This is a genomic window from Streptococcus sp. 9.1, from assembly GCF_016648815.1.
GTDB classification, from domain to species: domain Bacteria; phylum Bacillota; class Bacilli; order Lactobacillales; family Streptococcaceae; genus Streptococcus; species Streptococcus salivarius_E.
Genome location: NZ_JACLQS010000002.1, coordinates 1 through 14,910, shown reverse-complemented (window position 1 = coordinate 14,910; position 14,910 = coordinate 1). Strand labels below are relative to the sequence as shown.

The window sequence follows — 14,910 nt, the reverse complement described above, 5'->3', positions numbered from 1 at the left end:
TTAACCATTTGTACGTTTAACGCTATAAACGTCTGGGATAATTTTAATCTTATCCACTAGACCGGTCAATTCAATAAGGTTTGCAATTTCAAAGCTAACGTGAATATTGGCAAACTTCATGTCCTTAGTCGGTTGCGCATTGACCGTAGCGATGCTCTTGGTCGTATTTGACAAGATTTGAAGAACATCATTCAACAGACCAGAACGGTTAAGGCCATAGATGTCAATCTCTGCCAAATAAGATTTATTGGCATTACGTTCATCCCACTCCACTTCGATTAAACGTTGTTCATAACCTTCTTGACTCTTGATATTATTACAATCTGAACGGTGAATAGCGATACCACGACCCTTGGTAATGTAACCTTCAATCTCATCTCCAGGAACTGGGTTACAGCACTTAGCGATACGCATGAGGAGACCTGAAGCACCTTGAATGATAACGCCATTTTCACTCTTAACCTTAAGAACTTCTTTCTTCTCAGTCTTAACCTCGCCACCGTTCATTAGCTCTTCAGCTTCAGCTTTTGCCTTAGCACGCTCTTCCTCACGGCGTTCTTTTTCTGTCAGACGATTGAAAACAGCAGCAGCACTAATTTCGCCAAAGCCAACAGCGGCATAGAGAGCCTCTTCACTACGCACACTCATACGAGGGAGAATTTCCTCAATATGTTTCTTGTCTAGGTACTTATTGGCAATATAGCCATGCTCTTGGAAGTAGGCAATCAAAAGCTCACGACCCTTGGTGATAGAAGCTTCCTTATCCTGATTCTTAAAGAATTGTCGAATTTTATTTCTGGCCTTGGTTGTCTTGACCATCTTAATCCAGTCACGACTAGGACCAAAAGAATTGGCATTAGTGACAATCTCAACCACATCACCTGTCTTAAGTTTGGCAGTCAAGGGAACCATACGGCCATTAACCTTAGCACCTGTAGCCTTCTCTCCAACTTGGGTATGGATAGCATAGGCAAAGTCAATAGGTCCTGAATCTTTAGGCAATTCCTGAACAGCACCATTTGGCGTAAAGACATAAATACGCTCTGAGAAGATATCCTCTTTAACAGAGTCTACAAATCCCATAGCATCACCATTTGAGGCATCTTGAAGTTCAACAAGATCTTTAATCCAGTTCATTCCCAAAGCGGACTCTTTTGAATCTACCTTGCCCTTAATCCCTTTCTTGTAAGCCCAGTGAGCTGCAACCCCGTATTCGGCAACTTGGTGCATTTCCTTGGTACGGATTTGGATTTCAATAGGTCCTTTTGGTCCATAAACCGTTGTATGGATAGACTGGTAACCATTGGATTTAGGATTGGCAATATAGTCTTTGAAACGGCCAGGCATCGGACGCCAGAGCTCATGAATATATCCCAACATGGCATAAACATCACTGTGCGTCTCCATAACACAACGGATGGCAATCAAATCATAAATTTGATCGAAGCGCTTTTTCTTGTCGCGCATCTTACGATAAATAGAGTAGATATGCTTTGGACGACCATAAACATCACCAACAAGTCCTTGTTCAGCTGTGTAGGTCTTAATTTTATCGACAATCTCGTCCACAAGTTCCTCACGCTCACGACGTTTTTCCTTCATCATGTGAGAAATCTTGTAGAATTCCACCTCATTAAGGTAACGGAAGGACATATCTTCCAATTCCCATTTGATACGACTGATACCCAGACGGTGAGCCAAAGGAGCATAGATTTCCATGGTTTCACGAGAAATGCGCTCTTGCTTATCCTTGCGAAGATGCTTTAGGGTACGCATATTGTGTAAACGGTCGGCCAATTTAACCAAGATGACACGGATATCCTTAGACATGGCCATAAGCATCTTACGGTGGTTTTCAGCCAACTGCTCCTCGTGGGACTTGTACTCAACCTTACCAAGCTTAGTAACACCGTCTACGATATTTCGTACATCCGTACCAAAATCCGTTTCCAAATCATCGAGCGTTTTTTCGGTGTCTTCAACGACATCGTGTAAGAAACCACAGGCTACTGTCACTGCATCAAGATGAAGGTCTGCCAGGATACCTGCCACTTGAATAGGGTGAATAATATAAGGTTCTCCTGACTGACGAGATTGCCCACTATGAGCATCTGTCGCATAATGCCAGGCTTTTTCAACTAATTTCAAATCATCTGCTGACATGTAGGCCGAGCAAATGTCTAAAATTTCTTCTCCTGTTACATTTTTATCTTTAGCCATGATTTCTTCCTTCGCTTCTTTATAATAACCTTTATTTTATCACTTTTACAAGTAAAGAAAAAGAGCTAGATAGGCAATTCTTAATCACAAGGAGCTAACTTGAAAAGCACAACATCTTGTGTTAGAATGATTGAGCAAACACAAGATATAGATAGAAAGAGGACGCTTATGTCTCAACTTACCCTCGTTTATATTAGTCTAAGTGGCAATACCCAAAGCTTTGTCAAACGTATGTCTGACTACCTATCCCTCAACCACGGGATTGAATGTCGCCAAATCAATATTAAAGAGCTTAATCATGAAACCTTCCAAGTAGATGAACCCTTTGTCGCACTCTTGCCAACCTACCTTGAAGGTGGAAATGGCGTGGACAATGGAGATGTCGAAATCCTAACCAATCCACTGGGAGATTTTATCGCAGCCCATGATAACCACAAACGTTGCTTTGGTATCATCGGTTCTGGTAACCGTAACTTCAATAACCAGTACTGCCTAACCGCCAAACAATACAGTCAACGTTTTGGCTTCCCTATGTTGGGAGACTTTGAGCTTCGTGGCACACAGTCTGATATCGAACGTCTGGCACCTATTATTCTAGAAGCACAAAAGAACTTTAACCAACGCTAAAACTACAGCAAAAAAGCCCCTGACAGGGGCTTTTTCCTTTGCTTAATTTTTTTCGTGTTTTTTGATTCCAAAGAATCCAGCCAAGGTCATAAGAACCATACCAGCTAAAGTTGCTGACATAGATTCGTCTGAACCAGTGTTTGGCAAGGCCTTAACTGAACTTGAACCTTGAGTTTCTTGCACTTGATCTTGAGGTAAGATAACGACTTGAGCGTTTGACAATTGGATAGCTGAAGCAGGTTTAGCCATGCTAGCAACTGCAGTAGCATTTGGTTTCACATGCTTAGTTTGGTCTGCCATCTCAACACCTTTTGGTGACTTCTCAGATTCTTTCTTAGTCGTATCCTCAACTTGATTTGCCTTTTCCTTAACAACAAAGCGGTACTCTGCAAATCCTGCTTGTGTTGATGGTCCTACATAACTAATGGCATCCTGACCAGCAAGGTGGGCACGTGCATTGTCAGATGAGGCAAAACGGATATCTGCATTCGTAATATTAGGAACGAAACTCCAATTTCCATCAGCCGTTGGGTTAATCGTTTTCTCACTAACGATATAATCAATGATTGCCTGACGATTCTCAAGATTGAGGAGACGTTTTTCTGCAGCATCCTTAACACCAGGGAAGTTACCAGTCGCACGATAGTTGTTAGTCACGACAAGGAAAGTCTGATTCAAATCAATGGGTTTACCTTGATAAGTCAAGTCACGAACACGACTAGCATCTGGGTTAACCAACTTACCTTCACGATCGTATTTGTTAGGTTGTGTCAAATCAAACTTATAAGTCAACCCATCAATCACATCGTAATTGTATGAGCGATAGCTACTATTAATGAGTTGTTGTGGCTCTTTGCTATTAGGATCAATTTGATTGAACTGTCCTGCAGACATTTCCAACCATTCTTTTATTTGTGCACCAGTCACCTTGAGTAGGGCAGTAACATTGTCGTAGAGGTAGAGGTCCGCGACATTCTTAATGGCTAATGGTCCTGCTGGAATATCGGTATAGTAGGTCGCATCCCCACGAGTCCCCGCCTTGAAAGGTGCTGCAGCTGAGAGGAGTGGAAGATTCGCATCTGCTGTTCCCGCTACTTGTTTTTTAGCATACCATAGTTGTGCATTATTAACGATTTGAATAGATGGATCGTCCTGAACCTGAGCAAAATAGCTAGTAATTGGTGCAGTAGTCTCACCAACTTCCTTACGAACATAGTTGATTGTTCCATTATGGTCATGAGCAGCCATATTAATTAAGTCCTTGTCCGCAACATCTGACTTAGTATCAATCTTTTCAAGCTTGGCCTTACTGTTAACAACTTTCCATTTACCATCCGTGTAAGTCAATTTGACATCCATGATGCCTAGATGATCTCCGAATTTACCAGCCATAACCACAGGTTTCCCATTGATGAGACCATTGACATCATCTACACCAGGGTATTTCGCATAAAAACTTGTACCATCTCCATTTGGGAAATCCGCATGAGAATGCCCTGTCGCAACAGCATCAACACCTTCGATACCAGCAATTTGGTAACCTTCATTTTCCTCATTCTTAGTGTATTCATTGTCACCAATACCAGAGTGAGCAGCAACAAGGATAAAGTCAGCTCCTGCAGCCTTCATCTTAGGAACGATAGCCTTAACAGCCTCCATTGGATCATCCACAGTTACCTTACCTTCAAGGTTGGCCTTATCCCAAACCAAAATCTGTGTTGGAAGGACACCTGTAATACCGATTTTTAGCGTTACCTGTTTGCCATCTGTATCAGTAAAGGTCTTGTTAACAATCTTATAAGGGTTGTAATAGTAGTCACCTGTCTGAGCATTACGCACATTGGCATTGATAATGTTAATCTTAGCAGCCTTAACCATACGATCCAAAAATTCTAGACCATAGTTAAACTCGTGGTTTCCAAGTGTTTCGGCATCGTAGCCCAGCATCTCAAAGGCCTTGTACATAGGGTGAGTCTCACCTTGGGCAACAGGGTCAATCAAAGCCTTATAAGTCCCAAAAGGAGTTCCCTGAATCGTATCCCCACTGTCCACTAAGACCGTATTGGGATTAGTTTCACGGGCTTTTTTGATAAGAACAGCAGTTTTAGACAAACCAACTGTTTGAGACGGCTTATCTTGATAATAATCATAGTTAACCAAGTTGGTATGAAGATCTGTTGTTGACAAAATCTGCATATCAACGGTCTGCCCCTCATGAGCAGGCTCTGTAACAGTTTCAGCCTGTACTGGCACTGCCGGTGTCACCTGATTGGCATTCGTCAAAACAGCACTGGCTTCTTGACTTGCTTGGGCCGTTGAGGTATTAGCTGATGGCTCTGCAGACGCATTTGTCGCTACTGCTGTTGCTGTAGTAGAAACAGTTTCTGTTCCTCCTTGAACAGCTGTTCCCGAAGTTCCTTGTCCAGATACGGCAACAGTCCCACTATCTGTCACAGTTTCAGTTGAAGTAGTTGGTACTGGTGCGGTTGCCTCATCAGCATGACCTAGGACTTGTGGCACAGTCAAGAGAGCAAAAAGGCCCAAAACCACAGCAGATTGAGTCACATAACGATTCGTTTTCATTAAAAATCTTCCCCTTTTATAAAGATAGTACAATTATATTAAATCTAAATAAGATTATCAACTTTTTTAGAAATGCTCAATTTGTCATACAAAACTAATGGCACGATGCAATCTTAGCTTAAAAGTGTCAAATACAAAAAAAGTTGGAACAAGGCCAACTTTCTCTTACTTATTCAATTCCAAGGCATAACTGACACTACTCAAAGCGTAGAGAGGAGCGGTTTCCGTCCGCATAATGCGCGGTCCAAGGCCAATTTTAACACCGCCAGCTTCTTCAAAGGCATCAATCTCAGACGGAGAGATACCACCTTCTGGTCCAAAGATAAAGAGAATTTTCTGACCACTCTCTACCTGAGCCAACTCACGAGCTAGAGTAGCCAACTCACCTGCTTTGGCTGTTTCCTCATAGGCGATAAAAATCTTATCAAAATTATCTAATTCTGATAGAAATTCCCCTTTTTTCTCGAACAATCTGACTTCTGGAACACGATTACGCTTAGATTGTTCTGCAGCTCCTAGACCAATCTTGGCAAGTTTATCTTCCTTCTTGGCTAGCTTCTTACCATACCACTTAACCACAGACCAGTCGGCAGGGAAGGCCCAAATAGCCTGAGCTCCAAGCTCTGTTGCCTTTTGTGTCACCAACTCCAGTTTATCTCCCTTGGGAAAACCTGAGGCAATGGTTACAGAAACAGGCATCTCGACATTATCAGTTAAATCTTCAATCACTTCAAAGACGTGATTCTCACGGTCAGTCACACGCGCAAGACGCTTGATACCATCTTCAAAAACCAAGACAACCTGATCATCCTCTGTCAAACGCATAACGTTAAACATATGCTTCACAGTATCCTTATCCTTGATGATTACTGGATTTTCAACCTTCCCCTTTATAAAATACTGTTGCATTTAGCCTCCAATCACACCTGAAATATCATCTGTCTTCTTGAAGACACAAGCATTCCACTCTCCCTGAACCATGTGAGTTTCTAGGAAGAAACCTGCTTTCTCAGCCGATTCACGCACCATATCCCATTTTTCAGAGATAATGCCTGACATAATCAAGTAACCTTCATCCTTAACCAAACGGTAGGCATCTTCTGTCAGATGAATGAGAATGTCCGCCAAAATATTAGCCACGATAACATCAGCTTCTTGCGTCACACCCTTCAAAAGATCTCCCGCAGCAACGTGGATATTTTCCATATCAGGATTCATATCAATATTTTCCTGTGCCACTCGAACCGCCACATCATCAAGGTCATAAGCGTAGATTTCCTTGGCACCAAGCAGAGAGCTAGCAATCGAGAGGACTCCTGAACCAGTCCCCACATCAATCACCGTCTCACCACCACGAAGCACCTGCTCCAAGGCAAAGAGGCTCATCTTAGTCGTTGGATGTGTTCCTGTCCCAAAGGCCATACCAGGATCTAGCTTGATAATCTTCTCACCTACTGATGCCTCATAATCCGTCCATGACGGTACGATAGTCAAATCATGGGTAATGCGAGCTGGTTCATAGTACTTCTTCCAATTCTCAGCCCAATCCTCTTCAACCAATTCTTGAGTAGCCAAGTGAATATCTCCTGTTTCAAGACCAAAATCCGTTAACTCAGCCAAACGCTCATTAACCTGCTTGGTAATGGCCTCGATATCTGCTGATTCCGGATAATAAGCCGTAATTTTAACCGTCTCTACCTGCTCAACCTCAGGATAAAGTTCCCCAAAACGGTCCGCATTTTCCAAATAATCTGCACTATCATCAATAGCCACACCTTGGCTCCCAGACTCAATTAAAATATTAGAAGCCGCTTCTTCGACCTCGCGATTAACTTCAATCGTTAATTCTTGCCATTTGTCCATTTATTTCTCCTTAATAATATATCATTTCTTCTAATTCTTTTAAGGTCTTGCCATCTTTATCTTTCCAATCCATTCGACCGTTCGTATTCATTCCTAAGACAAATGCTGCTGCATAAGAGGGACTAGAGAAAAGCTGTTTTTCTTGTAAGATACCATCTTTAATTACATTTTCTTTGATTAATTCCTTACGCAATTCCTTCAGGCTGGTAGGTATTGCTGGTGAATCTATCATCTCAACTTGACTACCTTCTAAAACAACAAAACCTTCTGTTGTTCTCTCACATTTCGCCTCAATAATTTGATTTGATTTCTTCATTTTTCTCTTCAAGTACAAATACTGCTCTGCATCATTGCGAGTTTGCTGATCTACATTCGTTGTCATAGGAATAAAAACTCGATACCCCAATGTCCCAACAATCATTAAAACATTTTCAACTACTTCATCCAGTTCAGATTGTTTTTCTTCCGTCACATTCCCAGGATTTGGCTCATTACCATTTTTTACAATGTAACGCCCTGACTCTTTTGCTAACTGAGTAAATTTATTCTCCAAGTAGCTAATCTCTGTGGGGCCAAAGGAATTATTCTGTGTCGTTAAAATTATGACATCATTAAAATAATCTGCATGACTATCACGAGTATGCTCCTGCACACGCAAAAGCACCCCTTCACCATTCTTCCTATTCGTTGCCTGGCCAATGTAAGTAACATTCTTTTGTTTATCTTCATCACGTCCAAATAAGAAATAAATACCAGTTTGTTTCAATTCATCACGTGATTTTAGATCAGCCAATTGAATTCGAGAAATTTTATAAATCACACCAGTCCAATTGGATAAGGTACATTTGATTTTCCCCGTTACTTCACCATCCATAAGAAACATGTTAATGTTTTTACCACGCTTCATAATTTAATACCTCTCCACATAATCACGTACTCGTTCCTGCAACTGGGGAATGACTCCTTCTGCTTTTATAAAATCCTCTATAGGCATTAGTTTAAATTCCTGTCCCTCGTCACCAAAACGAATCTCACGATACTGCTCTTGGCTAATTTGACCAACCACAAAAACAGCTGACCTATCTTTATCCAACATACTAGGATAGATTTTCGACCAAATAATAGATTCCTCTTTCAAAGTCAAGCCCAGCTCCTCCCAGACCTCACGTTGAAGACATTCAAGAGGCGTTTCTTGACCTTCTCTTCCACCACCTGGCAACTCCCATGTATTTGGCCAAGGAATATCTGGTTTATTATCTCTGAGAATGACTAAAATACTTTGCTCTACGAGTAAGGCAGCTTTAACACCTGTAAAATCGAACTGATCTTTTAAATAAGTATCCATCCCTTTTCGCTCCCTTTAATACCTTGGATAAGCAAAAAATTCCTTCTCTTCAAGTTGAGCTTTCCCTTTTTCGAAAGCTTCTTTGTCCCAAACCAAACCGAATTCCTCAGGTCCATCATCAGATAGAAAATCCATCAAGTCACTCAATCCTTCTGTTGCCACCTCATTCAAGGTCTCCGCAAAATAGGACAAAAACTCACGAGATAGACCTTTCTTAGGTTCATATGGAATTGTCACTAGGTAGTCCTCTTCATCAAAACGTGATTTTGCTGGATTATAAAAGAGCACGTAATCCTCAAAAATGACATCTTCATCAGACACTTCACCCTTAGCATCAATAGTCTCCACATTACTACTGTTTTGCGCTTCTAGGATGAACGTTACTTCCACAGCATGATTCTTTTTATCCCAGTCCATCGCAAAATCATAGTCCAGGTGCTTATCCAGTTCTTCTTCTAATACTGACAAAAAGCCGAATTTAGCCATTTGTTTTCCTCGTTCTTTCTTATTATTCCCTTTATTTTAGCATAAAAGGAGCCAATAAAAAACAGAGTAGGCTATCCCACTCTGTCTTAGATAATTATTTAGCATTTTCAACCGCTGCTGTCACAAAGGCACTGTAAAGTTCTTCCGCATGATTTGGACGGCTATGGTATTCTGGGTGGTATTGTGCTGCCACAAAGAATTTCTTGTCTGGGAGCTCCACCACTTCCATCAAACGATTATCTGGTGACACACCTGAGAAGACAAAGCCTTCAGCCTCAAACTGTTCACGGAACTTGGTATTAAACTCATAACGGTGACGGTGACGACGTTGAACAACTTCCTGGTTGCCATAAGCGGCAGCTGCCTTAGAACCTGGTTTCAACTTACATGGGTAAAGACCAAGACGAAGAGTACCACCCATGTCTTCAATGTCAATTTGATCACGCATAATATCGATAATTGGATATTTTGTGTTTGGATCAAGCTCAGCTGAATTAGCGCCATCCAAGTGAAGAACGTGGCGAGCAAACTCAATACATGTCAATTGCATACCGAGACAGACACCTAACATTGGCACATCATTTTCACGTGCATAACGAATAGCTTGAATCTTACCTTCAGTACCACGTTGACCGAAACCACCAGGAACAATAATACCATCAGCATCAGCCAAACGAGAGGCAACATTTTCAGCAGTCAAATCATTAGCATTGACCCAGTCAATATCAATAGCAGTATCATTTGCCAAACCAGAGTGTTTAAGTGCTTCAACCACTGACAAGTAAGCATCGTGAAGCTCCACATACTTACCGACAAGGGCAATCTTAGTTGTCTTCTTAAGATTAAGTACCTTATCAACCATAGCAGACCATTCTGTCATATCTGCAGCTGGAGCATCTAGTTTCAAATGATCACAAACGATTTGATCCATACCTTGAGCCTGCATATTAAGTGGCACTTGATAGATATGTTCCACGTCGAGTGATTCGATAACAGCCTCAGGTGCAACATCACAGAACTGAGCCAATTTATTCTTAATTCCTTGACCAGCAGGTTGTTCTGTACGAATAACCAACATATTTGGTTGGATACCCAAACCACGCAATTCCTTAACAGAGTGTTGCGTTGGTTTTGTCTTCATTTCACCAGCAGCCTTCAAATAAGGAAGAAGCGTTGTGTGGATATACATAACATTATCAGAACCCACATCAGCCTTCATTTGACGAAGAGCTTCAAGGAATGGAAGACTTTCAATATCCCCAACCGTACCACCAACTTCAGTGATAATGACATCTGAATCAGTCGTTGTCGCTGCACGCTTAATCTTGTCTTTCAAAGCATCGGTGATATGCGGAATCACCTGAACAGTCGCACCAAGATACTCCCCTTTACGTTCCTTACGCAAAACTTCGCTGTAAATCTTACCAGTAGTCACGTTAGAGTATTTATTAAGATTGATATCAATAAAACGTTCGTAGTGACCAAGGTCAAGGTCAGTTTCAGCACCATCATCAGTGACATAAACTTCACCGTGTTGGTAAGGACTCATTGTCCCTGGGTCAATATTGATGTAAGGATCGAATTTTTGAATCGTAACCTTAAGACCACGGTTCTTAAGCAAACGTCCAAGACTTGCAGCTACAATCCCTTTACCAATTGAAGATACCACACCACCAGTGACGAAAATATATTTTGTCATGTTAACTCCTTATAATATTATTCAAAACAACTACAGATAGTAGATTGATTACCCACTCAAATAATCACGACAGCCCTTTCCTAGTACCTGATTGGAGCAGTACAAAGTACCTCACCTTAGACAAGTCCAGTAAATGACTAAAAACAAAAATGACCCCCAAGAGTTTCACTCTGGGAGCCTTAATCATGACCTCTTCAAAAGAGGTGCCCGATAAATAGTCTAAACTATCCAAGACCATTTGTCAATGAAAACTTAGTCGTTTGACTCATCCTCATAGTCATCGTCATCATCTTCTTCTGACAACTCAACATCATCCAAATCATCATCTGGAATAATTTCATTCAACTCAGAGTCATAAGATTCCACTTCGGCTTTCTCATCATCTTCGCTATCGTCGTCATATTCAAGACTATCAGAATCAGGTGTGAAGTTTTCGTCTTCTGGATCATCGTCATTATAATCGATGGCATCTTCATCACCATCCATGAAGGCATTAACTTTCTTGTTCTTACGTTTTGGTGCATTTTCATCAGTATCTTCCAATGTGATGACCTCTTCATCGATTTCATCAATTGCATACCATGAACGCAAGCCCCATTTGTTATCACCTAGTGGAATGAAACTTCCATCCGTATTCAAATCTGAATAAAAGAATGGCAAAGCATTGCGGATATCAGCATCCGATTTTTCTAAGTAATTTTGAATTTCATTGACCAAATCATTGAAATACATTTCATTATCACGACCACGTGTTTCTAAGATAGCACGGGCCACTTCAATCATTGATAATTCACTTTTTTCTTGTCCAGCAAATACGTCTAGTTCCAAAGTGGTTCTCCTTCATTCTTACTCAAGCTAGTTTCCATCAGAAATAGCTCAGCAATCAATTTTTCGCTACCTTTTATTTTACGCTAAAAAGAGTCAATAGTCAAAGCATTTATAGAAGAAAAAATCAAGTCTCAACAGAAACTTGATTTTAGTCATATTATTTAACTTTTGCTGTGCTTGTGATAACTTCAACAGCTTTCTTCATAGTGATATCGTGTTTAAGCATTTCAGGTGAAAGAAGTGCAGAAACTTGTGATACTTCCATGTTGTACTCAGCTGCAAGATCATTGATTTCTTTTTGGATTTCTTCTTCTGTAGCGTCGAATCCTTCAGCAGCAGCAACAGCTTCGATAACAAGGTTAGTTTTCACACGTTTGTCAGCGTCAGCTTCATATTGTTTGTGAAGATCTTCTTGAGTTGTACCAGTGATTTGGAAGTACATTTCAGGAGAGATACCTTGACGTTGCATGTTACCCATGAATTCGTTCATAGCACGGTGAACTTCGTCTTCAACCATTTCTGCTGGCAATTCAACGATTTCAGCGTTTTCAACAGCCAAATCAAGTGCAGCACCTTCAACAGCGTCATCAAATGCGATTTCTTTAGCTGCTTCAAGTTCCTTACGGTATTTAGCTTTCAACTCGTCAAGAGTTTCAACTTCATCGTCAAGATCTTTAGCCAACTCATCATCAAGAGCTGGAACTTCTTTAGCTTTAACTTCGTTAACTTTAGTAACAAATACAGCAGCTTTACCTGCAAGGTCAGCAGCTTGATAGTCTTCTGGGAAAGTTACTTTAACTTCTACTTCATCACCAGCTTTTGCTCCAACCAATTGGTCTTCGAAACCTGGGATAAATTGACCTGAACCAAGTTCAAGAGAGTGGTTTTCACCTTTACCACCATCAAATTCAACACCGTCTACTGAACCAACAAAGTCGATAACAACAGTGTCGCCATTTTCAGCTGCACCTTCTTTAACAACCAATTCAGCCAAGTTTTTGCGTTCGTTTTCAAGCTTAGCATCAACTTCTTCATCAGTAACTTCTTTAGAAGCTTCAACTGAAACTTCAAGATCTTTATATGCACCAAGTTTTACTTCAGGTTTTGTAACAACTTCTGCAGTAAGTGTCCAATCTTGACCTTTTTCAATTGATTTTACATCAATTTTTGGTTGTGCAACAACATCAAGACCAAGTTCAGCAATCGCTGCTTCATAAGCTGCTGGAAGAATTGCATTCAAAGCATCGTCGTAAAGAGCTTCTTCACCAAATTTTTGGTTAAATACGGCACGAGGCATGTGTCCTTTACGGAAGCCTGGAGCGTTCAAATTCTTTTTAACCTTGTTAAACGCTTGATCTAAAGCTGGTTGAATTTTATCTTGACCGATAGTGAATGTCACCACACCACGGTTAGTGGCTGTGTTTTCAAATGATACAGACATGTAGTCATTCTCCTTAAAATTTTTTATAGATACAGTTTAGTTTACCATATTTCAAAGCCTTTTAAAAGTTTTTTTCTCCAATTTAATCACAAGAAAATCGTTAGGAACTGCTACTTTTTCAAATTTTTGATAAACTAAAGCTATGAATATTTTACAAAGATACATCCAACAATTTAATTTTGAAGAGACCCTAATGGTACTCATTACAAAAGGGATTAAGCTCCTCATTCTTCTCATCATCTTTCTTCTTAGTAAGAAGATTATCAACTTCCTTTTTAAACATACAGTCGGACGCTCTCTAGCTTGGACAATTCAAACACCTGCTCGACAAAAAACCATTGAACGTTTACTACACAATTGCATGAACTACGTGCTATACTTTTTCCTTGTTTACTGGCTTCTTAGTATCCTTGGGGTTCCAGTATCTAGCCTCCTTGCTGGTGCAGGACTTGCTGGAGTTGCTCTTGGTCTAGGAGCTCAAGGCTTCCTATCAGATGTCGTTAATGGTTTTTTCATCTTGTTAGAAAACCAGTTTGAAGTCGGCGACTCAGTTGAAGTAGGACCCGTTACAGGCCTTGTTTCAACCGTAGGTATTCGCACTACTCAAATTCGAGGATTTGATGGTACTCTTCATTTTATACCTAACAGAAATATCACAATTGTATCCAACAAATCTCGAGGAGACATGAGAGCTCAAATTGATATCCCAGTCTATCCGTCAACCGATATCAATAAGGTGACAAGCATCATCCAAGAAGTAAATCAAGAAAACATTGAAAACTATCCTCAAATCTGTGGAGCACCAAATATCATTGGATTAAGCACAACTCCTTCTGGACAACTGGTATTTCGTATTGATATCTTTACAAAAAATGGACAACAAACTCATATCTATGCAGACTTCTTAAAACTTTACCAAGAAGCTCTAATCAAAGAAAATATTGAACTTCCAAGATTTATTGGAAACCCTATAGCAGTAAAATAAATTCATTACATAAAAAACACTTCAAAAGATAGATAAGATGAATCTACTTTCGAAGTGTTTTTTATTCATATTAAACAATATTGCCAGTCAAGGTTCTATATTAAGGATTAATCATCTTCATTGTAAGGATCAAAATCAACCATCCAAAATTTTAACTCTCGAATCATCTTTTTTCGACCTCTAAAACACTCCCCAGCTAGCAAACGGTCTAACTTAGTAGCATCTTCCGAAGACAACTGATTACGGAAAGCATTAAGCTGCTCATCATAAACAAGCCTATCAACAGCATCTAACTCTTTATTCGGAAGACAAAAAGCAATATCTGAAATTTCAATATAACATTGTCTATTGGCTTGTCGTTTTACAGACTCCTGCCTTCTAACCTCATCATTAAGTCTATTCCTAAATTTCGTTTTAAAATAACGCCGTAACTTATCATCATCAGACTTTAATTCAGGAAACTTTTCTAAAAGCTGATAAAGCGTCATCATAGCTTCTTGCTCCATATCAGCTTGGTCCCAAAGTTGGATGAAATATTGTCGACTAGCCTTAAGTACAATCGGCCTAACAACCTCATATGCGTGAACAAAAACTTCTTGTTCCATTCAACCTCCTATTAATAGATATAATTTTTGTAATTAAATTAATTACGAGACCTATTATAAGAGATAAATAAGAAATAAAATAGCGACATATATGTCACTATAAAAGGTGATAAAAACAAAAAAAGCTAGACCAACGTCCAGCAATGAAATCTATACTCCGCCAGTAGGACTCGAACCTACGACATCATGATTAACAGTCATGCGCTACTACCAACTGAGCTATGGCGG

Annotated in this window: 13 protein-coding genes and 1 tRNA gene; 2 read left to right on the top strand and 12 right to left on the bottom strand. The window is 40.2% G+C overall.

Annotated features, from left to right (window positions below):
• On the bottom strand, nucleotides 1–2,220 hold the full coding sequence (locus H7T93_RS02260; protein ID WP_037604083.1) for a RelA/SpoT family protein: 2,220 nt from the start codon (nucleotides 2,218–2,220) through the stop codon (nucleotides 1–3).
• 168 nt (nucleotides 2,221–2,388) lie between these two features.
• On the opposite strand from H7T93_RS02260, the gene nrdI reads away from it, so the two are divergent.
• Nucleotides 2,389–2,847 (top strand): class Ib ribonucleoside-diphosphate reductase assembly flavoprotein NrdI, encoded by a 459-nt coding sequence (nrdI, locus tag H7T93_RS02255; RefSeq protein ID WP_022496522.1) that lies wholly within the window; start codon nucleotides 2,389–2,391, stop codon nucleotides 2,845–2,847.
• A 42-nt stretch (nucleotides 2,848–2,889) separates the two neighbouring features.
• Here the strand turns inward: nrdI and H7T93_RS02250 are convergent, their stop codons facing one another.
• The 9 genes from H7T93_RS02250 to tig all read right to left on the bottom strand — a co-directional run bounded on the left by H7T93_RS02250 (nucleotide 2,890) and on the right by tig (nucleotide 13,092).
• Nucleotides 2,890–5,430 carry a bifunctional 2',3'-cyclic-nucleotide 2'-phosphodiesterase/3'-nucleotidase gene (locus H7T93_RS02250; RefSeq protein ID WP_175057377.1) on the bottom strand — a complete coding sequence of 847 codons (2,541 nt, stop codon included), beginning with the start codon at nucleotides 5,428–5,430 and terminating at the stop codon, nucleotides 2,890–2,892.
• A gap of 165 nt (nucleotides 5,431–5,595) precedes the next feature.
• Nucleotides 5,596–6,339, bottom strand: a complete 744-nt coding sequence (locus H7T93_RS02245) for a 16S rRNA (uracil(1498)-N(3))-methyltransferase (protein ID WP_175057376.1) — start codon at nucleotides 6,337–6,339, stop codon at nucleotides 5,596–5,598.
• On the bottom strand, nucleotides 6,340–7,293 hold the full coding sequence (gene prmA / locus H7T93_RS02240) for a 50S ribosomal protein L11 methyltransferase (RefSeq protein WP_175057375.1): 954 nt from the start codon (nucleotides 7,291–7,293) through the stop codon (nucleotides 6,340–6,342). It abuts the gene before it with no gap.
• A gap of 10 nt (nucleotides 7,294–7,303) precedes the next feature.
• Entirely contained in the window at nucleotides 7,304–8,200 is an 897-nt protein-coding gene (locus tag H7T93_RS02235) for a GIY-YIG nuclease family protein (protein WP_175057374.1), read from the bottom strand.
• Nucleotides 8,201–8,203: 3 nt separating this feature from the next.
• Nucleotides 8,204–8,638, bottom strand: a complete 435-nt coding sequence (locus tag H7T93_RS02230) for an NUDIX hydrolase (RefSeq protein ID WP_175057373.1) — start codon at nucleotides 8,636–8,638, stop codon at nucleotides 8,204–8,206.
• 15 nt (nucleotides 8,639–8,653) lie between these two features.
• Nucleotides 8,654–9,124 carry a DUF3013 family protein gene (locus tag H7T93_RS02225; protein WP_175057372.1) on the bottom strand — a complete coding sequence of 157 codons (471 nt, stop codon included), beginning with the start codon at nucleotides 9,122–9,124 and terminating at the stop codon, nucleotides 8,654–8,656.
• A gap of 94 nt (nucleotides 9,125–9,218) precedes the next feature.
• Nucleotides 9,219–10,823 carry a CTP synthase gene (locus H7T93_RS02220; RefSeq protein WP_117647281.1) on the bottom strand — a complete coding sequence of 535 codons (1,605 nt, stop codon included), beginning with the start codon at nucleotides 10,821–10,823 and terminating at the stop codon, nucleotides 9,219–9,221.
• Nucleotides 10,824–11,075: 252 nt separating this feature from the next.
• The gene (gene rpoE / locus H7T93_RS02215) at nucleotides 11,076–11,651 is read right to left on the bottom strand and encodes a DNA-directed RNA polymerase subunit delta (protein WP_002885605.1); all 576 of its coding nucleotides are present in this window, start codon (nucleotides 11,649–11,651) and stop codon (nucleotides 11,076–11,078) included.
• Nucleotides 11,652–11,808: 157 nt separating this feature from the next.
• Nucleotides 11,809–13,092: a trigger factor gene (gene tig, locus H7T93_RS02210; RefSeq protein ID WP_002889721.1), complete on the bottom strand. Its 1,284-nt coding sequence runs from the start codon at nucleotides 13,090–13,092 to the stop codon at nucleotides 11,809–11,811.
• A gap of 142 nt (nucleotides 13,093–13,234) precedes the next feature.
• Between tig and H7T93_RS02205 the strand changes: the two genes are divergently transcribed.
• A complete protein-coding gene (locus tag H7T93_RS02205; protein WP_037620105.1) occupies nucleotides 13,235–14,077 on the top strand; it encodes a mechanosensitive ion channel family protein in 843 nt (280 codons plus the stop codon).
• A 107-nt stretch (nucleotides 14,078–14,184) separates the two neighbouring features.
• Here the strand turns inward: H7T93_RS02205 and H7T93_RS02200 are convergent, their stop codons facing one another.
• A complete protein-coding gene (locus tag H7T93_RS02200; RefSeq protein ID WP_021143466.1) occupies nucleotides 14,185–14,682 on the bottom strand; it encodes a sigma factor in 498 nt (165 codons plus the stop codon).
• Between the two features lie 155 nt (nucleotides 14,683–14,837).
• Nucleotides 14,838–14,910 (bottom strand) — tRNA-Asn (locus H7T93_RS02195).

Coding starts and splice junctions, on each gene's coding strand:
- H7T93_RS02260 (WP_037604083.1), bottom strand. CDS start 2,220: ATGGCTAAAGATAAAAATGTAACAGGAGAAGAAATTTTAGACATTTGC.
- nrdI (WP_022496522.1), top strand. CDS start 2,389: ATGTCTCAACTTACCCTCGTTTATATTAGTCTAAGTGGCAATACCCAA.
- H7T93_RS02250 (WP_175057377.1), bottom strand. CDS start 5,430: ATGAAAACGAATCGTTATGTGACTCAATCTGCTGTGGTTTTGGGCCTT.
- H7T93_RS02245 (WP_175057376.1), bottom strand. CDS start 6,339: ATGCAACAGTATTTTATAAAGGGGAAGGTTGAAAATCCAGTAATCATC.
- prmA (WP_175057375.1), bottom strand. CDS start 7,293: ATGGACAAATGGCAAGAATTAACGATTGAAGTTAATCGCGAGGTCGAA.
- H7T93_RS02235 (WP_175057374.1), bottom strand. CDS start 8,200: ATGAAGCGTGGTAAAAACATTAACATGTTTCTTATGGATGGTGAAGTA.
- H7T93_RS02230 (WP_175057373.1), bottom strand. CDS start 8,638: ATGGATACTTATTTAAAAGATCAGTTCGATTTTACAGGTGTTAAAGCT.
- H7T93_RS02225 (WP_175057372.1), bottom strand. CDS start 9,124: ATGGCTAAATTCGGCTTTTTGTCAGTATTAGAAGAAGAACTGGATAAG.
- H7T93_RS02220 (WP_117647281.1), bottom strand. CDS start 10,823: ATGACAAAATATATTTTCGTCACTGGTGGTGTGGTATCTTCAATTGGT.
- tig (WP_002889721.1), bottom strand. CDS start 13,092: ATGTCTGTATCATTTGAAAACACAGCCACTAACCGTGGTGTGGTGACA.
- H7T93_RS02205 (WP_037620105.1), top strand. CDS start 13,235: ATGAATATTTTACAAAGATACATCCAACAATTTAATTTTGAAGAGACC.
- H7T93_RS02200 (WP_021143466.1), bottom strand. CDS start 14,682: ATGGAACAAGAAGTTTTTGTTCACGCATATGAGGTTGTTAGGCCGATT.